The 19,543-nt window shown below is 63.8% G+C and carries 17 protein-coding genes and 1 pseudogene; 8 read left to right on the forward strand and 10 right to left on the reverse strand.

Annotation, left to right across the window (positions count from 1 at the left end):
- Nucleotides 1–15: 15 nt before the first annotated feature.
- Nucleotides 16–300 carry a 1,2-phenylacetyl-CoA epoxidase subunit PaaB gene (paaB, locus tag QFZ91_RS02715; protein ID WP_013090772.1) on the reverse strand — a complete coding sequence of 95 codons (285 nt, stop codon included), beginning with the start codon at nucleotides 298–300 and terminating at the stop codon, nucleotides 16–18.
- Between the two features lie 36 nt (nucleotides 301–336).
- Nucleotides 337–1,335: a 1,2-phenylacetyl-CoA epoxidase subunit PaaA gene (gene paaA, locus QFZ91_RS02720; protein WP_429566159.1), complete on the reverse strand. Its 999-nt coding sequence runs from the start codon at nucleotides 1,333–1,335 to the stop codon at nucleotides 337–339.
- A 166-nt stretch (nucleotides 1,336–1,501) separates the two neighbouring features.
- Between paaA and QFZ91_RS02725 the strand changes: the two genes are divergently transcribed.
- Nucleotides 1,502–2,491: a zinc-dependent alcohol dehydrogenase family protein gene (locus QFZ91_RS02725; RefSeq protein WP_429566160.1), complete on the forward strand. Its 990-nt coding sequence runs from the start codon at nucleotides 1,502–1,504 to the stop codon at nucleotides 2,489–2,491.
- A gap of 41 nt (nucleotides 2,492–2,532) precedes the next feature.
- Here the strand turns inward: QFZ91_RS02725 and QFZ91_RS02730 are convergent.
- The 4 genes and pseudogenes from QFZ91_RS02730 to QFZ91_RS02745 all read right to left on the reverse strand — a co-directional run bounded on the left by QFZ91_RS02730 (nucleotide 2,533) and on the right by QFZ91_RS02745 (nucleotide 6,220).
- Nucleotides 2,533–3,447: pseudogene (locus QFZ91_RS02730) on the reverse strand (Acg family FMN-binding oxidoreductase).
- Nucleotides 3,448–3,529: 82 nt separating this feature from the next.
- The gene (locus QFZ91_RS02735; protein WP_176385320.1) at nucleotides 3,530–4,177 is read right to left on the reverse strand and encodes a response regulator; all 648 of its coding nucleotides are present in this window, start codon (nucleotides 4,175–4,177) and stop codon (nucleotides 3,530–3,532) included.
- A 211-nt stretch (nucleotides 4,178–4,388) separates the two neighbouring features.
- Entirely contained in the window at nucleotides 4,389–6,080 is a 1,692-nt protein-coding gene (locus QFZ91_RS02740) for an AAA family ATPase (RefSeq protein ID WP_429566161.1), read from the reverse strand.
- Nucleotides 6,077–6,220 (reverse strand): hypothetical protein, encoded by a 144-nt coding sequence (locus QFZ91_RS02745; RefSeq protein ID WP_429566162.1) that lies wholly within the window; start codon nucleotides 6,218–6,220, stop codon nucleotides 6,077–6,079. The genes QFZ91_RS02740 and QFZ91_RS02745 overlap by 4 nt, the downstream gene beginning before the upstream one ends.
- A gap of 158 nt (nucleotides 6,221–6,378) precedes the next feature.
- Here QFZ91_RS02745 and QFZ91_RS02750 point away from each other — a divergent pair, with 158 nt between their 5' ends.
- On the forward strand, nucleotides 6,379–7,359 hold the full coding sequence (locus QFZ91_RS02750) for an acetyltransferase (protein WP_429566163.1): 981 nt from the start codon (nucleotides 6,379–6,381) through the stop codon (nucleotides 7,357–7,359).
- Between the two features lie 305 nt (nucleotides 7,360–7,664).
- Nucleotides 7,665–8,354, forward strand: a complete 690-nt coding sequence (locus QFZ91_RS02755) for a CBS domain-containing protein (protein ID WP_429566164.1) — start codon at nucleotides 7,665–7,667, stop codon at nucleotides 8,352–8,354.
- 20 nt (nucleotides 8,355–8,374) lie between these two features.
- Here QFZ91_RS02755 and QFZ91_RS02760 read toward each other — a convergent pair whose 3' ends face one another.
- Complete coding sequence (locus tag QFZ91_RS02760) at nucleotides 8,375–8,704, reverse strand: hypothetical protein (protein ID WP_429566165.1); 330 nt, start codon at nucleotides 8,702–8,704, stop codon at nucleotides 8,375–8,377.
- A 267-nt stretch (nucleotides 8,705–8,971) separates the two neighbouring features.
- On the opposite strand from QFZ91_RS02760, the gene QFZ91_RS02765 reads away from it, so the two are divergent.
- The 3 genes from QFZ91_RS02765 to QFZ91_RS02775 all read left to right on the forward strand — a co-directional run bounded on the left by QFZ91_RS02765 (nucleotide 8,972) and on the right by QFZ91_RS02775 (nucleotide 10,874).
- Nucleotides 8,972–9,649, forward strand: a complete 678-nt coding sequence (locus QFZ91_RS02765; protein ID WP_429566166.1) for a phosphoribosyltransferase — start codon at nucleotides 8,972–8,974, stop codon at nucleotides 9,647–9,649.
- Nucleotides 9,650–9,704: 55 nt separating this feature from the next.
- Complete coding sequence (locus QFZ91_RS02770; RefSeq protein WP_429566167.1) at nucleotides 9,705–10,154, forward strand: CBS domain-containing protein; 450 nt, start codon at nucleotides 9,705–9,707, stop codon at nucleotides 10,152–10,154.
- A 150-nt stretch (nucleotides 10,155–10,304) separates the two neighbouring features.
- Entirely contained in the window at nucleotides 10,305–10,874 is a 570-nt protein-coding gene (locus QFZ91_RS02775; protein ID WP_429566168.1) for a hypothetical protein, read from the forward strand.
- A 49-nt stretch (nucleotides 10,875–10,923) separates the two neighbouring features.
- Here the strand turns inward: QFZ91_RS02775 and QFZ91_RS02780 are convergent, their stop codons facing one another.
- The gene (locus QFZ91_RS02780) at nucleotides 10,924–12,645 is read right to left on the reverse strand and encodes a ShlB/FhaC/HecB family hemolysin secretion/activation protein (RefSeq protein ID WP_429566639.1); all 1,722 of its coding nucleotides are present in this window, start codon (nucleotides 12,643–12,645) and stop codon (nucleotides 10,924–10,926) included.
- 402 nt (nucleotides 12,646–13,047) lie between these two features.
- On the opposite strand from QFZ91_RS02780, the gene QFZ91_RS02785 reads away from it, so the two are divergent.
- Nucleotides 13,048–15,081, forward strand: a complete 2,034-nt coding sequence (locus QFZ91_RS02785; protein WP_429566169.1) for a glycoside hydrolase family 28 protein — start codon at nucleotides 13,048–13,050, stop codon at nucleotides 15,079–15,081.
- A 78-nt stretch (nucleotides 15,082–15,159) separates the two neighbouring features.
- Here the strand turns inward: QFZ91_RS02785 and QFZ91_RS02790 are convergent, their stop codons facing one another.
- Nucleotides 15,160–17,913 (reverse strand): putative bifunctional diguanylate cyclase/phosphodiesterase, encoded by a 2,754-nt coding sequence (locus tag QFZ91_RS02790; protein WP_429566170.1) that lies wholly within the window; start codon nucleotides 17,911–17,913, stop codon nucleotides 15,160–15,162.
- A 338-nt stretch (nucleotides 17,914–18,251) separates the two neighbouring features.
- Between QFZ91_RS02790 and QFZ91_RS02795 the strand changes: the two genes are divergently transcribed.
- The gene (locus QFZ91_RS02795; RefSeq protein ID WP_429566171.1) at nucleotides 18,252–18,821 is read left to right on the forward strand and encodes a cytochrome b; all 570 of its coding nucleotides are present in this window, start codon (nucleotides 18,252–18,254) and stop codon (nucleotides 18,819–18,821) included.
- 23 nt (nucleotides 18,822–18,844) lie between these two features.
- On the opposite strand, the gene QFZ91_RS02800 is transcribed toward QFZ91_RS02795, so the two are convergent.
- Nucleotides 18,845–19,501, reverse strand: a complete 657-nt coding sequence (locus QFZ91_RS02800; protein ID WP_429566172.1) for a c-type cytochrome — start codon at nucleotides 19,499–19,501, stop codon at nucleotides 18,845–18,847.
- Nucleotides 19,502–19,543: the final 42 nt, after the last annotated feature.

Here is a 19,543-nt window from a genome sequence, read left to right on the forward strand (position 1 = left end):
GTGGTCATGGCGCGCTTACATGTGGTTGACTTCGTCGGGCAGCGTGTAGAACGTCGGGTGGCGATAGATCTTGTCGCCCGCCGGTTCGAACAGTTCGGCCTTCTCGTCGGGCGCCGAGGCGGTGATCGCCGAGGACGGCACCACCCAGATGCTCACGCCTTCCTGGCGGCGCGTGTAGACGTCGCGCGCCATGCGCAGCGCCATCGGCGCGTCGGCCGCGTGCAGACTGCCGCAGTGCTTGTGGTCGAGTCCCTGCTTGCTGCGCACGAACACTTCCCAAATCGGCCATTCCTTGTTCATTGCTGATCTCCTGATTCCTGTGATGTGCGGTGCCACTCAGGCGGCGTGCTGTTGCGCGCGCTGGCGCTGTTTTTCGGCATGGGCGAGTGCGGCTTCGCGCACCCAGGCGCCGTCCGCATGGGCCTTCACGCGCGTGGCAAGGCGCTCGCGGTTGCACGGGCCGTCGCCATTGACGACGCGCCAGAACTCTTCCCAGTCGATGTCGCCGTAGTCGTAGTGGCCGCGCGCCGCGTTCCATTTGAGCTGCGCATCGGGCAGCGTGACGCCGAGCACCTTGGCCTGCTCGACGGTCGCGTCGACGAATTTCTGGCGCAGGTCGTCGTTGGTGATGCGCTTGATGCCCCATTGCGCCGACTGGTTGCTGTGCACCGAGTCCCTGTCGCTCGGGCCGAACATCATCAGCACCGGCCACCACCAGCGGTTCACCGCCTGCTGCACGAGCTCGCGCTGCGCGTCGGTGCCGGCCATCATCGCGAGCAGCGCATCGAACCCCTGGCGCTGGTGGAACGACTCTTCCTTGCAGATGCGGATCATCGCGCGGGCGTACGGCCCGTAGGTGCAGCGGCACAGCGGGATCTGGTTCATGATCGCCGCGCCGTCGACCAGCCAGCCGATCACGCCGACGTCGGCCCAGGTGGGCGTCGGGTAGTTGAAGATGCTCGAATACTTGGCCTTGCCTGCGTGCAGCGCGTCGATCAGCTGCTCGCGCGACACGCCGAGCGTTTCGGCGGCGCTATACAGATAGAGCCCGTGGCCGGCCTCGTCCTGCACCTTGGCGATCAGGATCGCCTTGCGCTTCAGGCTCGGCGCGCGGGTGATCCAGTTGCCCTCGGGCAGCATGCCGACGATCTCCGAGTGCGCGTGCTGCGAGATCTGCCGCACCAGCGTCTTGCGGTAGGCGTCGGGCATCCAGTCCTGCGGCTCGATCTTGCCGTCGGCGGCCATGACCGCGTCGAAGCGCGCCTGTTCGGGCGAATTCGCGTCCGCGTCCTGTGGGGCGACGTGGCCGGGGATATCGAGGGATTGGGTGTACATCTGCACCGTCCAGAATAAGTGGCAATGTGACGCAGTATAAATTAACCGACCGGTCGGTCAATTGAATTTTACTTTCGGTCGATAAGTGGAATAGGATCGGGGATACCCTCGGGCCATCGTTGTGCACGCGGGCGAGCTCTACCGTCAATCCATCCAGGAGGTAGTGATGTCACGGACTGTCAGGTTTACCGAGGCCGGTGCGCCCGAAGTGCTTCGATTCGTCGAAGAATCGGTCCGCGGCCCCGGCCGCGGTGAAGTTCGGATCAATGTGAAGGCGATTGGTCTCAATCGCGCGGAAGCGATGTGGCGCACCGACCGGTACATCGAACCGGTGCGCTTTCCGGCCGGGCTCGGGTACGAGGCGGCCGGCATCGTCGATGCGGTGGGCGAGGGTGTCGTCGATTTCGCGCCCGGAGACGAGGTCAGCGTGATCCCGTCGTTCTCGATGAATCAGTACTTCACCTACGGCGAAGTCATCTTTGTGCCGGACCATGCGGTTGTCAGGCATCCGAAGTCGCTTTCCTTCGCCGAGGCCGCTTCGGTGTGGATGATGTTCGTCACCGCTTATGGCGCGCTGATCGAAGATGCGAGGGTAGGCGCCGGCGACCATGTCGTCGTACCGGCCGCTTCGAGCAGCGTGGGACTGGCGGCGATCCAGCTGGCGAATTACGCGGGCGCGACGTCGATCGCGGTCACGCGCCATGCCGGCAAGAGACAGCAGTTGCTCGATGCGGGTGCCGCCCACGTGATAGTGACGGACGAGTCGGACCTTTTCGAAGAGATCATGCGGATCACGGATGGAAAGGGGGCTCGCGTCGCATTCGATCCGGTCGGCGGCCCGAACTTCGCGAAACTGATCGAGGCGCTGTCATTCCAGGGGATCGCGTATCTGTACGGCGCGCTCGACGAGCGTGCTACGACGCTGCCTGTGCTGCAGATGATCGCCAGGATGAATTCCGTGAAGGCGCACAACATCTGGCTAACGAGTGGCGACCCGACGCGCCGGAAGGCCGCGGTGGAGTTCGTGCTCAAGGGCCTCGAAAGCGGCGCGCTGAAGCCGGTCATCGATCGCACCTTTGCGTTCGACGAGATCGTCGACGCGCACCGCTACCTCGAAACCAACGGGCAGTTCGGCAAGATCGTGGTAACGGTGTAGCTCGCGGGCTGGCATCGCCCTCAGCAAACGTCCCGTGCGTTTCACGACACCGAATCGGCGAGCGGCCGCCTCGGCGCATGACGGACCCGCGGGCCGCGCCCGACGCGAAGCAGGAGCTGCGGAAACGCGTCCGTGCGCAGCAGCGTCCGGAGCCGCTCGCGCAGCGCGTCCACTTCGATCGCCTGGTTCAGGTACGAAGCGGTCAATCCCGCCGATGCCGCGACCAGCAGCATCCGTTCGAGCGCCTGTCCCGCCGCGAGCCATGCCTCGCGGTCGTCGCGCATCGTCGCGATGCCGACAGCGGTACCGTAAGCGGGCATGCCATCGTCGCGTCGCCGCGGGTGAATCCAGCTGGCGAGCTCGCGCCTGAAACGCGGGTCAGCGAACTGCGCTCGATCCGCATCGGCGATCAGGCGCGCGAGCGCCTCGCGCGCGGCTTTCTGCGCCACGCAGCAGGCAAGCGCGCCCTCGTCGTCGCAGGCGTCGCTGAACTTGCGTTGCAGGGCCGCGGGCACAGGGTTATCGACGAACTACGCACGCGTCGTCACGCGCTCCGTCAGCGCGTCGAAGAGATCATGCAGGTGCGGGTCGCGAGGCCCGTCGCGCGACACACGTACGAGCGCCACGATGTCGGGATCCGCTTCCGCAGGAAACAGCGTGATCGCATAAGCGAGACCGAGTCGGCACAGCGCCACGCGAAGATTGAACAAAGCGGCACCGCAGCTCATCAGAAGTTCGCGATCGAAAGGATCGACTACGGGAAGCGCGCGCATGCGGTCGGCGCAGATCTGTACGGTCTCGCCGTCGACGATGAACCGCCACGGTTGCGTGTTGTGATTCGACGGCGCGAGTACCGCGTAGTGCAGCGCAAAGCGCAATTGCTGTTCCACTGGCGTGGAGGCGGGGAAGTGCGGTTCGCCGATTTCCCAGGCATCATGTTGCGCGGCATCGCTCATCTTGAAGGCTCCTGTCGGATCAGGGCCGCAAGCACGCGGTTCGTGCCGCTATCGTGTCACCGGGCGCCGCGGCGGGGAAGCACTACAAATCGTTCTCGTCGTCGAACAGCTTGTGGCGGATCGCATAGCGAACCAGCCCGTTCTCGTTCGGCATCTGCATTTTTTCGAGGATGCGCGTCTTGTGGGTGCTGATCGTTTTCACGCTGACGCAGAGTTCATGGGCGATCCCGGTGATGCTCTGGCCTTCGACGAGGCGCCGGAACACGTCGAATTCGCGGTCGGACAAGCGCTGGTGCGGCAGCGTGTCGGCCGGCTCGTTCAGATTCTGCGCGAAGCGTTCGGCCATCGCGAGGCTCACGTAGACGCCCCCCGACGCGACTTTCGTCACCGCGCCGACCAGTTCCGCGCTCGCGCTTTCCTTGGTCAGATAGCCCGATGCGCCCGCCTTGAACGCACGCACCGCGTATTGCTGCTCGGCGTGCATCGTCAGCACCAGAATCCGCAGATCGGGATTTTCCTCCTTGATCTGCTTGATCAGTTCGATGCCGTTGCGCCCCGGCATCGACAGGTCGAGCACGAGCACGTGGGCCTGGGTCGCGCGGATCAGCGCGATCGTCGTCGCGCTGTCGCACGCTTCGCCGGCTACCTCGAAGCCGTTCGCTTGCTGCAGGATATGGCGCAGTCCGTCGCGCACGAGCGTGTGGTCGTCGGCCAGCAACACCTTGATCATCGGGTGATCTCTTCCGGTTGCATCCATTGGCAGGAAAACCTGAAGCAATCGCGAAGTCGCGCTTTGCGCTGTGTCGATGTGCATGGAATCGCCGGGCATCGACGCGTGTTCGCGCAAATCGATTTTAGTCGGCTTTTCGTGACCGTTGGCTCCAGGGGTTTCGCGATCGGCGGCTCGTTCACGATCCGCGATCCACTGACCGCTTGCCCGGCTAACGAGCGGTATGCGTAACACGCGACGCAGCCGCGACGGTTTCGATACCGGGCTGCATCAACTCGATCACCGGTCGCCAGAACGCAGGCGAGTCGAACGCTGCCATCGGTACCGCGGTGTCGAACGACAAGGTCAGCGCCTGTTCCGCCGGCGTCAGTGCGTCGGCACTCGCGAGTTGACGCGCGAGCGTGGCGGTGTCCGCGTCGGAGAGATCGCGCGGACCGCGCCGGCGCGCTTCGATGCGTTGCTCGAGCACCGCTGGGTCGGCACGAAAGTCGAGAATGCGGGCCGGTACGCCAAGCCGTTCGGCGAGCGCGAGAAACCTGCCGCGCTGACTCGATTCGAGAAAGGTCGCGTCGACGATCACGCTGTGGCCGCTTTGCAGCACGCCGTGCGCGAGTCCAAGCAGGTGATCGTAGATCGCGTGACGCGCAGCTTGCGTGTAGTGTTCGGCGCCGAGCGCCATTTGCGCGTCGGACGCTGGCCGCATGCGTTTGCGTTCCGCATCGCTCGACACGCGTACCGCGCCGCAGAGGTCCGCGAGAGCGCGGCTCGCGACCGATTTTCCCGAACCGGAAAAGCCATGACACAGCAGCAGAACGGGTCGCGGCTTCTGCGTTTGCGCCCGCGCGACCTCGAGGTAGCGCAGGGCCGGTTGCGGGACCGCGACGTTGCGGCCCGCCACGTGCCCCGCTTTCAGGCACGCGACCCACGCCCGCACCAGCGCCCGATAGGCGATGTACAAAGGCATCAGAGACAGCGCCGCATAGTCGCCCGACGTTTCCAGCCAACGGTTCAACAGGCGATTGTCCAGACGCGGTTCCGCTCGCGCACACAGGTCCATCACGAGAAACGCGACATCCGCCGCGACGTCGATCCAGCGTAGCGCATCGTCGAAGTCGATACAGTCGAACATCGCGATGGCGCCGCGCCAGCGCACCACGTTGTCGAGATGCAGATCGCCGTGGCAGCCGCGCACGAAACCCTCGGCGCGGCGCCGCTCGATCAGCGGCGCGAGTTCGTCGAGTTGTCGCGCGCACCACGCGGCAATGCCGGGCAGCGCGGGATGGCTGCAATTGGCCAGCAGCGGTGCGTTGATCGTTTCGATCTGGGTTCGCACCAGCGACGCGCTGCCGTAGCGCGACGAGGGCGCGTTGCGGGGTGCGCTCAGGTGATAGTCGGCGAGCCGCTTCGCCGCGCCGTCGATGTCGTGCGGCGTCAGTGCTCCGTTCGCCGCGAGACTCGAAAAGAGCATCGCCTCGTCGAAGCGGCGCATCTTGACCACGTGCTCGACGGCGACGCCGCCGGCGCCGAGCGCCAGCACACCGGCACGGCGCGCAATCGGTATCACGGCGGCGTAGATACCTCGCGCGAGTGGCCGGTTCAGGCGGAGCTGGGCTTCGCAGCAGCGCTGGCGTGTCGAGGCGGAGGTAAAGTCCGCGAAGCCGGGTGCGACGGGTTTGATGATCTTGTACGCGAAGCGCCCGGCGAGATACACGACGGATATATGCGTTTCGATTCTGACGATCCCGCCCGCCGGATGACGGTAGGTGCCCGGCCTGCGCAGCGTCGCGTCCAGTCCGCGCAGGCTGCGACGCGCGGCACTCAAACGGTTGGCGACATGAAGGATGCCGTGGAGTGTGGCATCAGCTCGGCGCGCGGAAGGCTTGCGGCTCGGCGGCGCACTCATGCCAGGCTCCATGTCGTGACGAGCGGCGCGCCGTGCCGCGCGTGATCGAGAAAAACGAGCGTCTGATTCGACACGGTTGACCTCCACGTAGTGGGACGGCCGGCGCCCGCCTTGCGCGCGAGCCGCAATCGTCTACTCATTCAAGTCATCGGGTATGGTAACCGGCTTGATCTGAATCGACGAGGCGGTCAAGCGGACGATACCGGCGTACGCTTCCATATGAAGTGGAGCGGGGGCACCGTTTGACCCCAGTCGAACCGCGTGCGATCGTGGCAGCGACGCACGGGTGGAGCAGCGGATGAAGCGATTCGATATTTTCAATGGCGATGCGGACGGCATTTGCGCGCTGCATCAGTTGCGACTTGCCGAGCCTGCCGACACCATCCTGATCACCGGGGCCAAGCGCGAGGTCACGCTGCTGCACCGCGCGAACGCGCAGCCGGGCGACAGCGTGACCGTGCTGGATATTTCGCTCGATGCGAACCGCGATCCACTCCTCGCGTTGCTGGCTCTTGGGGTAAAGATCGAGTATTTCGATCATCATTTCTCGGGACCGATACCCGCAAACGTGTTGCTGACGACGCATATCGATACGTCACCAGATACGTGCACGGCGCTGCTCGTGGACCGCCATCTGCAAGGCCGTTACACGCGCTGGGCGGTGGTCGCCGCCTATGGCGACAACCTGCATCCGGCAGCGCACCGGGCCGCCACCGCGTGCGCGATGAACTCGTCCGACGAGCGCAAGCTGCGTGAGCTTGGCGAAGCGATCAACTACAACGCGTACGGGGATAGCGTGGCCGATCTTGCGGTCGATCCCGTCGACATGTATCGCGCAATCCAACCCTATTCGGACCCGCTCGAGTTCATTGCGTCGACCAGCGTGCTGCCCGAACTGCAGGCGCGGCGCACTGAAGACCTCGAGCTGGCCTTGGGACGCGTGGAAGTCCGGCGGCTCGCCAATGCAACGCTGCACATTCTTCCCGACGCGGCGTGGGCGCGGCGCGTGCGAGGCGATTTCGCGAATCTCGTTGCGCGGCGCGACCCGGCGCGAGCGCACGCTGTACTGACAGCCGGCGCCGATGGCCGATACACGGGCAGCGTGCGGGCTCCGCTCGATTGCCCGCGTGGCGCCGACGTACTTTGCAGAAAGTTCGGCGGAAACGGCAGGGTCGCTGCCGCCGGTATCGACGGGCTCGATCGCGCGCGGCTCGACGAATTCGCGGCAGCGTTCAGCATCGCGTTTTGCGGCGAATCTCGGGGGGCGGGTGGCCGGTAATCGATTGCTGCATCGTCGGTTGGTCAGGGGGGGCGGCTTGATACAAGTCAACGATCGCCGGTCGCTGCGCATCGATCATTGGGCTGTACTGGACCGGGGGCCGATCATCAGTGGCCGGTTCTTTGTGATTGGCGCATGGCGGAATCGACGCGTTGCAACGACTGGTCGACACGCCGGGCGAGCGGATTCGAAGTGGGTGCCGAAGGGAACACGGCGACGCGTCCTTCAGCGCCTGTCCATTGCGTCGCCTCGTGCCTGCCTGCATCGATGTGCGGCAGCGCAGGGCACTCGATACGGAGGTCACTATGCAAGCCTCGGACATCATGACGACCCAGGTCGTGTCGATCGCACCGGACAGCTCGGTCTACGACGCGGCACAGCTGCTCGCCGACCGCAAGATCAGCGGCATGCCCGTTCTCGACGACAAAGGCAGCGTGATTGGCATCGTCAGCGAGGGCGATCTGCTCCGGCGCGTCGAAACCGGCACCGATACGCCGCGGCGCTCGTGGCTCGCCCAGTTCATCGCGCCTACGCGTCAACTCGCGGTCGAGTATCTGAAAGAGCGTTCGGTTCGGGTGCGTGACGTGATGAGCGCCCCCGCCGTCACCGTCGACGAATCCGCGCCGCTGACGGCGGTCGCCGAACTGCTCGGGCGCAAGCACATCAAGCGTCTACCGGTCTTGCGCGACGGCAAGCTCGTCGGCATCGTCAGCAGGGCTAATCTGGTGCGGGCTCTCGCGAGTTGCGCACCCGCGCAGCTCGATTCGCAACCGTCGGACGAGCAGATTCGCGCCGCGATCATGAAGGAACTCGAAGGACAGCGTTGGGCGCTGGACGCCGATGACCTGATCGTCACGGATGGCGTCGCTCATTGCTGGGGACCGATACGCTCCGAGGAAGAGCGCCAGGCGATCCTCGCCGCCGCCGCGCGCGCGCCAGGCGTAAAAGAAGTAAAGGATCATCTGGAATATCCGGTCCCGTTCACGCCGATGTGAACACGGGTGCTTCGGTCCCGTCACTGGGCTTCGCTGTCTAGCAGCGCATTGAGCTTGTGAAGGCGCATCTCCCAGATCAGGCTCAATACATGAAAGGAGTCTTCCAGTCCCTGCAGGCACTGTCGCGCGATGGAATGATCGACTCCGCCAACAGCAAGTCGACGCACGAGCGCCTGTTGCCGCAGCAGACGTTGATGGGATATGGCAACCCGAGCCCGCGTGGCGGCTTCGTAGCGGATCGCCGCGGACAGTTGCGCCGAATCCGTATCTTTACGCGCAGTCGCGTCCGCGGCGCAGGCGAATGCATGATCCCGGAGTTCGGTAACCTCTCCATTCATGACGACATCCATTGTCTCTATTGCGGATCATGTCGCTGTCTCGAACGTCTGGGCGGCGCTCCCGCCGCCGTCCACCGCGACCAGAATGTTGGAGAACACGTCGGCCTCCGCATCTCGCGTGTTGTCAGTATTCATGATCGGCCGCCGGTTCGGACCAACTACTGACCTACGTCAATCGAAATGCGCTTTGATTGCGCTGCGTCGAGGAACGCTTGATGCTGCCGATCGATGGCATAGTGACCGAGGCAACGTGCTCGGGCGTTGGGGGGAGGAAAAGTGATGGGCAACCGGTTTCGCGACCGCGTCGACGCGGGCAGACAGCTAGCCCACGCGCTGCGCGACTATCAGGGGCGCGGCGATCTGGTCGTGCTGGCCCTGCCGCGCGGCGGCGTTCCGGTCGCGTTCGAAGTCGCGCGGGAGTTGCGCGCGAAGCTCGACGTTCTGGTCGTCAGAAAGCTGGGCGCGCCTCAAGACGAGGAACTGGCGATGGGCGCCATCGCTTCCGGGGGCGCCCTCCATCTGGAGAGGTCGGTACTTCGCGAATTGCAGATCAGTGACACCCAATTGACCGATGTGATCGCCCGCGAAAGGGCGGAACTCGCGCGCAGGGAAGTCGCGTACCGTGGGGACAGCCCCCCGGCGGCCGTGCAGGGCAAGACGGTGATCGTGGTCGACGACGGCATCGCGACGGGGGCGTCGATGCATGCGGCGATCGACGCACTCCGTGACAGACATCCTGCCCGGATCGTGGTGGCGGTCCCGGTGTCGCAATCCGATGCGGCGATGTCATTCGAAGGAATCGCGGACGCGTTCGTCAGCGTGTTGCAGCCGGACTTGCTGATGGGGATCGGCGGGTTCTATGTGAATTTCGACCAGACGAGCGATGAAGAAGTCCGCGCGTGTCTCGCTGCGGCGCGCGGTTGGGAGCCCGAGCAGAGCTCGGACTCGATCGGGTGACGGCGCAGCGAACGGATACACGGCGGCAGGCCGTGTCGAACGTGGGGCATGTATCGTGAATGCAGGAACCATTTGTACGCGGGACGTCACCGTCTGCCGACAGCAAGCGACGATTCTCGAGGCCGCGCAGCTGATGCGCGAACAGCATGTCGGCGACCTCGTGGTGGTGGAGACGATCGGCGGGCACAGCGTGCCTGTCGGGATGCTGACCGATCGCGACATCGTGTTGGCGATCGTGGCCAAACAGGCCAACCCCGAGAAGATTTTCGTGAACGACGTGATGTCGTCGCCGCCGGCGCTCGTCGCCGAGGCGGACGATCCCTGGCTTGCCGCCTCGCGAATGCGTCTGAACGGCGTGCGGCGCCTGCCGGTCGTCGACACCGCAGGCGCGCTCACCGGCATCGTGACGCTCGACGATCTGCTCGAGGCGGTGGCTGGGCTTCTGTCGGAGCTATCGCTGGTGACGGATCGCCAGCCCCACATCGAAGAGAAGAACCGCGCGTGACGCCGACCCGGTGCATGCATTGACCCGGATCAACGTCCGCGCCGCGAGGCGCCGTAGGCTTGTAAGGGAACGCCGGTCAAACAGCGGCCAGCAAGACGACGCGATTGACCGGATGCAATTCGACTGTCTTGATCGAAGGCACCGCAAATCATGGAAGACGCTCTCGAAAGGCGCGCGCTGCTGCTTCATCTGGGGCGCGTGATGCAATTGATCGTTCGGCTCGACGATATGGCGCCGAGCGCGGCAACCATTGGCGAGCTGATCGCGCGATACCCGATTCTCGGTGACGAGCCGCTGCTCGCGCAGCTGCGCCCCGATATGCCCGTGGACGCGTTCAGGACCCGTGCGCTTCACGCGTTCTGCCGGTGGCCGCAAGGGTTGCTCGACGACCCGCTCGACAGGGACGCGCTGGCCGCATCCGTGCGCGCGTCTCTGTTCAGTGACCATCCGCGAGGCTGGCGTGCCTATGTTGTCGGCTTGCGCCGCGACGTCGCGTGGTTCGATGCGAAGGCGACGAAGCGGCGCTCGTCGCGTCGCGTCGCGGACGTGGCGCCGCGGCTTCCGGACGACGGCCCGCCGGCACTGGACGCGCCGGCCGGCCGAGGCATCGCGACGGACATCGAGCGCGGCTTCGGCGCCGCGGGTCATCCGATCGAAAGCGTGGAAGGGGCGAGACGGCTAGATGACGGCCGCGCCGACGAGCAACGGGTCGCGCAGTGAGACTAGCGCTCAGGCGTCGTTGACGGTCGGGAGATGACGTGTCGATGGCTCATGTTCCGAGCGACACGTACAAGAGCACGATCGGTGCCTTCGAACCATTTGGCGTCGCCGAGCGTAATGGCGCGCCGTAGGTGCAGCGAAAATCCACGAATCTCGACCATTGAAAGCGCACGCCCGCGCCGACACCCGCGAGCAGACCGGGATTATTCTCCGCTGGCTGATCGATGGTGGCCCATACGCGGCCGGCATCGAAAAACACAAAAGGTTGCACCACTGCGTTGCTCGCGCCGAGAGCGATCGCAGGCGTGCGCACCTCGGTCTGGATGTTCCAGCCGCGATCGCCGAGCGTCACGTATGGGTCGTAGCCTCGCACACTGGACTCCCCGCCGAGCCCCATCTCCTCACTCGGCAATAACGTGTTCGGCGTCCACTGAAACGTTCCGTTCGTGATCAGTGTGAAGCCCGCCCCAAGCGCGGTGGCGCGCGACGCAGTCAACTGCAAATAGATGTAGCGGGCCGTCGCGCCCTGCCGCGCGGCGTTGAATGCCGCGTCCTGGTTGCTGCCATCCCATCCACCCGGACTGGCGACGAGTGTCGCCGCGGCATGCGCCGTGCCCGCGTCGGTCGGTTTGCTGATGCTGTAAGCCAACACGAACTGATGGATGTGCGTATTCGAGTTGAAAACCTGGGAGCCGCCGAATTCCAGATCGTTGTTGCTCCGCTTGAAGTCGTATCCGATCTGGACGAGTTGGGTCGTGTCCGTGATGGTCGGCAGTCGCAAGTCATAACGAAAGCTAAGCTGCGCGGAAATGCCCGTTTGCCCATACGTGTCGGGCAGGCGTGGCGTGCTCTGCGCGTAGACGCCGAACAACTCGATCGTGTCGAGCCAGGGCAGCGGCGCCGTATAGTTCAGCGCGTGCGCGGTGAAGCGGGCGCGCTTCGGCCGGCCTTCGATATCCGGATTGCCGCTGAAAAAATCGTTGCTGGCCGTGAATTGATAGGCGATCTGCTGATCGAGCCCAAACAGGTTGCCGTAGCCGATGCCCGCAAAGAACCGGTCACGGCCGAGGTCCGGCACGCCTTCATTGTCGTAACCCGCGCTGACCCGAAGCGGCAGACGGTCTTCGGTTTGCAGCACGACGTCGGTCGTGTCCGCTGCTTCACCGGCTGCAAACACAGCATCGACCCGTCGATAAGGATTCGCGTTGAGCACGGCGAGTCCCTTCGAGACCGTCGCTTGCGGGATCGGTGCGCCGGGCTCGAGCGGCATTTCACGTTCGAGAAGGCTGCTCGAAAAGTAGGTGTTGCCGCTGGCATGAACCCGCCCGAGCTTGAACTCGGCAATGGCGATACGCACGACCCCCGAGCTGACGTCCTGTTCCGGCACATAGACGTCGACGAGCGGCTTTCCCGCTGCCCGATACCGCGCGACCACGGCGCGGCGAATCTCGGCGAGGCGGCCGAAAGTCAGCGGCTTGTCCAGGTCCGTGGCGAAGCTCTGCAGGAACGCGTCGTCGAGTACGGGCAGTCCTTGCGCGACGATGCGTTGTTGCTGCGTCGGTGATGCCGTCGCGGACGCGGCGGCCGGTTCGAAGACGAGCCCGGCAAGCCGCTCGACAGCGATCCGTGCGGACTCGGCCTGCGTCTCCGGGGAGGAGGGCGGCGGCGCGCTTCGCGGCGCCTGCGGGGCGGGTTGAGGCGCGACATCGCGCCATGCCTGTGCGGCTACGGGTGAGGTCTGCATGAGGCCCGCGATGCACGACGCGGTCATCAGGACGGCAGCGCAGTCGGCGGATCGCGGTTTCATCGATCGCTTTCATGCAAAGCGCTGAGCCTACCGGCAGCAGGCTGCGGCGACCAGGTGCGCGCGTCGCGTTGCAAGCGATGCCATCGCGCATGTAATACGAGCCTGCCGTTGTTCATCGCGATACCTGATGACGGGTGTAGTGCATCGAGTGCGTAGCCGCGCGTCGACATCATTCTAGTCGAACCGTCTCGCGCGAAATTCCAAAAGAAGCTCGAACCCTCTAAACGCCTCCGGTCACTTCCTGCCGTGTCCGGGGTGTGTAGGAAAGACTCAGTCAGGGTATCCACCATGTGTACTGCCGCGAATCTTGTCTTTACTCTTCCAGACTTGTCATACAACCGATGCAATTTGTCCGGAGGGGACCCGATGTCCAGGCTGTCGTGCGACCTTGATAAAAATGCGCCCGCAACGGGCGACACCTTGCGCATTTCGCGCCGTGGCTTCATTGGGCTGGGAGGCGCGTTGGCGGGCAGCGCACTCTTGCAGGCGTGCGGCGGCGGCGGCGTTTCGGCTGCCGCGGGCGGAGGCGGCAGTTCGACGCCAGCGGCCGGAAGCACGCCGTCAACGGCCGCGGCCGACCCGGTCTGGGGCTCCGACGGCTCGGCGACGAAGATCATCAATGCGCTGCAGAAAATCACCCAGAGCGCTTTCCCGGCCGTCGATTTCCCGGTTGAACAGTACGGTGCGCAACCGTGCGCGGTCATCGCGCAGACCAGCCCTTATACGGGCAGTTCATCGCCGGTGAGTACCGGTGCTGGCGCGACCAACGCACCGGGATCGTTCGATTCACGTCCCGCTTTCCTCGCGGCAATCGCGGCGTGCAGTGCCGCCGGTGGCGGCCGGGTCGTGGTGCCGGCCGGCACTTGGTATTGCGCGGGTCCGATCGTGCTGCAGAGCAACGTCAACTTCCATCTGAGCGCAAACTGCACGATCTATTTCAGCCCGAATCCCGCCGACTACGCGAAAGACGGCCCCGTCAACTGCGGCGCCAACGGCAACCTGTACTACAGCCGCTGGCAGGCAAACGACTGCCTGAACTTCGGCTCGCCCGTGTATGCGCGCAACGCGAACAATATCGCGCTGACTGGCGAAGGTCCGACGTCGGTGCTGAACGGTCAGGCGATGACGCCGTTCGCCGGAAGCGGAAACACCAGCACTTGCTGGTGGACCTACAAGGGTACCAGTGGCGCATACGGCTGCGCCGGGTCGTCCACGCCGTCGCAGGCTTATACCAACCCGAACAACGTCGATCTGATGGTGGCCGCCCCCACCATTTCGGCCTCGCTGTACGCGCAGTTGACCAATCCGGCTACGCCCTGGCAGCAGGACCAGAATTACCTGCCAGCGCTCTCCGAAGCGGGCGTGCCGGTCGCGCAGCGAATCTTCGGTCTCGGCCACTATCTGCGGCCGTGCATGGTCGAATTCCTCGGTTGCACGAACGTGCTGATGGAAAACTACCGGACCAACAACACGCCGTTCTGGCAGCATCATCCGACGGACTGCACGAACGTCGTGATCCGCGGCGTGACAGCCGACAGCATCGGACCGAACAACGACGGCTTCGATCCCGACGCCTGCAACACGGTTCTGTGCGACAGCGTCACGTTCAACACGGGCGACGACTGCATCGCCATCAAGTCAGGCAAGGATCTCGACACGGAGTACGGACCGGCGCAGAACCATGTGATCCAGAACTGCATGATGAATAGCGGTCACGGCGGCATTACGCTCGGCAGCGAGATGGGTGGGGGCGTGCAGAACATCTACGCACGCAACCTGACCATGCTCAACCAGTTCTGGGCAACCAATTCGCTGAACATTGCGATCCGTATCAAGACGAACATGAACCGCGGAGGCTACGTCAAGAACTTCTATGTGAACGGCGTCACGCTCCCGCACGGGGTGAGCCTCACCGGCGGCGGCTACGGCAGCAAGATGCTGACAGGCAGTCCGATCAACAGCACCGTGCCCATCGGTGTGGCCACCGCAACCGCCGCTAATCCGTCCGCGTCGCAAGGCGGCCTGATCACGTTCGATTGCGATTACCAGCCTGCTGCCGATGCCATCCGCACCCGCCCCGCGCTCATTGACAACGTCAACATCACGAACGTCAATGCCGCGAACGTGACATTGGGCAGTACAACCGGCTCGTGTTTCCAGGCCATCGTTGCACAAGGTCCAGTCGCGTTCGACTACAACGGTCCGGCGCCTGCACCGAGCGTCCCGGCAATCACCGGAGTGACGATTTCCAACTGTGATTTCGGCACGCCTGCGGCCGCGGGCCCTGCTAGCGCCAGCACGCCGGGACCGATCTACCTCTACAACGTGCACGACATCACGTTGCAGAACGTGACCATCGCTGGGCAGACGCTCAATCAGACGCTGTCGGATCCGCGTTAGAGGCGACGGGCCAAAGAGCGGCGACGCGCCGCTCTTTGGCGTCGCAAGGCCGAAGCGAAGTCGTCGCGCGCGGGGCTCTCACGACGAGGCATTTTGCAACTCGTGCAACTCGCCGAGCAGACTCGCCGCGTAGGCCGGAATATTCGCCGCTGGCTGTGGCGCGGCGAAGTAATATCCCTGAACGATCTCGCAGCCGGCCTCGGCAAGAAAAGCCAATTGCTCCGCTCGTTCGACGCCTTCCGCGACGACTTCGAAACGCAGGTTGCGGGCAAGTGCGATGATCGCCCCGATGATCGTCTCATCGGCACGACTGCTGCCAATGCCGCGGATGAACGACATGTCGATCTTCAGACGGTCAGCGTGAAAGCTGCGCAGATAAGCCAGGCTCGAGTAACCGGCGCCAAAGTCGTCGATCGCTATGGACACGCCGATGTCGTGCAGCGCGCGCAGCGTGGGCAGCGCGCCCGGGGCAACCAGGCCTCCTTCGGTAATCTCCAGTTCCAGCCGGTCGGCGGCCAATCGCGACGCGGCAAGGGCACGACGCACGACGGCGCCGAAATCGCTCGACGTAAGCTGGCTCGGTGACACGTTGACCGACATGCGCAGCCCCGGCAGCGCTTCTTCCCAGCGCTTTGCCTGTGCACAGGCAGTTTGCAGCACCCATTCTCCGATTGGCGCAATCAAACCGATGTCTTCGGCCAAGGGTATGAACGTCGTCGGGCTGACCGTGCCGAAGTCCGGGTCGTGCCATCGGATCAGCGCCTCGACCCCGCTCAGCCGGTAACTGCGTATGTCCACTTGCGGCTGGTACACCAGCTCGAAGCCGTTCTGCTCGACGGCGTTGCGCAGCTTGTGCGATAGCGCGATGCGCTGAGCCGCTTCATGTGCGAGCGAAGGCGCAAATCGCTCGACGCCGTTGCGCCCGCCTGCCTTGACCCGATACATCGCAAGGTCGGCGTGTTTCAGCAGGGTTTCGCAGTCCGTGCCGTCCTGCGGATAGCAGCTGACCCCAACGCTCATCCGGACCCGCAGTTGCATGTCGTCGATTTGCACCGGCTCGTCCAGCGTTTGCGTCACGCGCGCCAACAACGCGCAGAGTTCGGCATCGCCGGTTGAACCCTTCAACATCGTCACGAACTCGTCGCCGCCATAACGGGTGACCACGCCATCCGATCCGACCGATGCCGACAGCCGCCGCGCGACTTCCTGCAACAGGCGATCGCCGGCGCCGTGGCCCAGGCTGTCGTTGATGTCCTTGAAATGATCGAGGTCGATGAACAGCAGCGCGAACTCGTGACCCTCGAAGATCGCCGTGTCGACCAGTTCGCGCAGCGTCACGCGGTTGGGCAAGTCCGTCAGCGCATCGCGGCGCGCCTGCCTGACCAGCAGATCTCGCGACTCGATGAGCTCCGTCAGGTCGCTCACCACGCTGATGTGATGCGTAACCTTTTCCGACTCGTCGCTTACTTGTGCAACGTATAGCTGATACCAGAACTCTGTTCCGTTTGCGCGTTGGCTTTTCGTCAGCGTGGTGGCCTCGCGTTTCTCGGCAATCGCCGCACCGATCTGTTGCCACAATCCGGGTGTTTCCGGCCGCGCGGAGTGATCGCCTGAATTCTGCGGGCGCTCATAGCCGGTAATTTTCTCGAATGCCGGGTTCGCGTATTCGACCACGTCGCCGTTCGGATCGGGTCGAGTGATGAGCACGCCGTTGCCAATCGCGTCGAGGGCACGGCTTCGCAGCAATAGCGCGAGCTCGGCGTTCTTTCGCTCCGTGACGTCAACAGCTGTGATGAAGCACGCTCGATGACGGCCATAGGTGAGGAAGTGGTACGACAGTTCGACGTAGACGGGCGTGCCGTCGCGGTGTCGATGCCGGCATACACCGGCCGATCCGCTTGCGGTGGCCGCGGCCAGCAGCGCGTGCAGATCGCGCAGAAACGACGGCAAGTCGGCTTGCGCATACAGAGCAGCCATCTCGAGCGAACATAGCTGGCGGCGCGTGCGTCCGTATTGCGATGCGGCCGCGCGGTTCGCAGCGAGGATCGATAGCGTCTCGACGTCGAAAATCAACATCGGCAGTGGATGATGATCAAAGTACTGACGGAACCGGCGCTCGCTTTCTGTTGCGATGACGCGCGCGCGTTGCCGCGCGAGACGGGCGCGATAGTGAGCGATCAGCGCATAGCAAAGAAGCAAACATGCCGCCAGCGCCGTGGTTGCAAGCACGGTCCGTTCTATCACCAGATGGCGCGTCGCGCTGTCGGCTGCAGCCCTCAGGGAAGCGGTCTGCGCGTCGCGGAGGGTCACCAACTGGGCGACGATGTTCGCCAGCATGCGGTTCGCTGCGAGCAGCTCAGGGCTGTCTACCGAGACACGGCCATCCGCGACGTGCGCACGTACCGCGATGTCGGCCAGAAGCCACGCCCAGCCGGCCGTCTCACCGCGCAGACGCCGTACCACCAGTTCGCTTCGCGGGTCGCTTGCGTAACTTTGTTCCAACCGGTCGAAGCAGGTGGCGGCCAACACTACACGCTGCACCGGCCACGCGAAAGATGCGACCCGTGCACTGTCGAGCCCCTGCAGGAAGTCGGCGTTCGCCTGAATGTGCACGGCTTGCAGCGTCTCGATGTCATCGCGGGCACGCAGGGCGTGAATGCGCTCTGCAACGGACCGCTCGTGCCATATCAGCGTGTAACCGATGCCGACAGCAAAAATGACGAGACCGGTCAACACCAGTGCGACGGTGATGATCAGTTGCCGGTCGACGCCATGTCGCCGCCTCCACCGGCCAATGACGCCAGCGATGCCTAAGCTCGGAATATATTGCATCGATTCAGAATCAGCGCGCGTGAGTGCAGAACATTGATACTCGACGGCGGCATGGCTGTGCGTCAGCATCTTTTACCGGTTATTGCGCGCAGTAACCGGGCTATTGTCTCCTCAGTGAAGGTATCGGCAGCAATACGAAGAACTTGAGAATCAATCTGGATCGACGGCAGTCTGGCGGGCCGATGGTTCGACGGAGAACGTTCAAAATGTGAGCCGCCGTCAGCTTGATAATTCGCTCGGAGTTTGCGCGTAGAATCCATTCACGAATCGAATACGCCAGTGTCCGGCCAGCGCTTGTGCCTGGCGTTCGTCGAAGGTTGCACATCGGAGACGCCACAGTGAAAAGCTCTGCCACTAGCTACGGTTCGATTGCCCAATTGCTTCACTGGTGCACGGCAATTCTCGTGCTCGTGACGTTCATTTATGGTCCAGGTGGTTCCGAGCAGCGCGTCTACTCTTCGGCCCACGAGTTCGACCGGCGACTCCACGAGACTTTGGGTTTGTGCGTATTTGCGCTCACGCTCATCCGCCTGTCGTGGCGGCTAGTCGACACGCGTCCCGAGACACCGCCAATTTCTCGCTGGATGGTTGTTATGTCAGCAACCGTTCAATGGATGCTGTATCTGCTTCTCCTTGCATTACCGCTGACGGCCATCTCTGGCGCGTGGCTAGAAGGGCATCCGCTGACGCTGATCGGCGCTCGCGATATCCCGCCGTTGCTCGGTACTTCACATGGAGCAGGCTCAGCCATCGCATCGCTGCACACGTGGCTCGGCGACGGCATTATGTGGCTTGCGGGGTTTCACGCGTTCGCGGCTATTTTTCATCATGTCTTTCTTAAGGACGACGTCCTGGTCGGCATGCTTCCGCGCTGGTTTCCGACTGGGCGGGCGCGTACTGGCCGATAAACCCGAATGGCAAGACCGCACGCCTAGTGATTCACAGCGGGACTGGCCGCTGCCTCTGTCTCTGCGGGAAACGCCTCCATGAAAGCAGCAACGGCTCGGATGTCCCGATCCGACATATTGTCGGAGATAGTCTTCATCACTTCGCCACGGGGGCGTAGCCCGGCACTCCGGAACACCAGTATCTGTTTTTCAGCGTAGTCCGCGTACTGCCCGGCGAGGCGAGGAAATCCCCCTATCCCTTCCCCACGCTGGCCGTGACAGGCACTGCACGCCGGTACACCTTTGTCCGGAATGCCCAACAAAAAAATCGTCCTGCCCGAATCGATGAGCCGATGATCGGCTGGCGCTCGTGGTACCGGAGGCGGCTGGCTGGAGAAGTACGCGGCGAGTTGCTCGATTTGCGTTTCACTCAGATGCGTGAAGCCCCACATGAATCTTCTGGCATTCGGGTCGCTTCGCACATGGGCCTTGAAGTCCGTCAGTTGATTGACGAGGTATTCCCGTGGTTGGCCCGCGAGTTTCGGAAACGTGGGAGATACCGAAACGCCATTTACGCTATGGCAATTCGAGCATACCTGCAACGCGATCGTCTTTCCGGCGACCGCGGGATTGTCGATCTGTCTGGACTGCTCCAGGTTGTGGCAGCCGGTTGCGCCGAGCGATAGGGCGACGAGGATCAATCGCGCTCGTGGGAAGCGGCACGTTGAATCCTCAATGGAATT

The organism is Paraburkholderia sp. JPY419 (assembly GCF_050435705.1).
Classification (GTDB): Bacteria; Pseudomonadota; Gammaproteobacteria; order Burkholderiales; family Burkholderiaceae; genus Paraburkholderia; species Paraburkholderia youngii.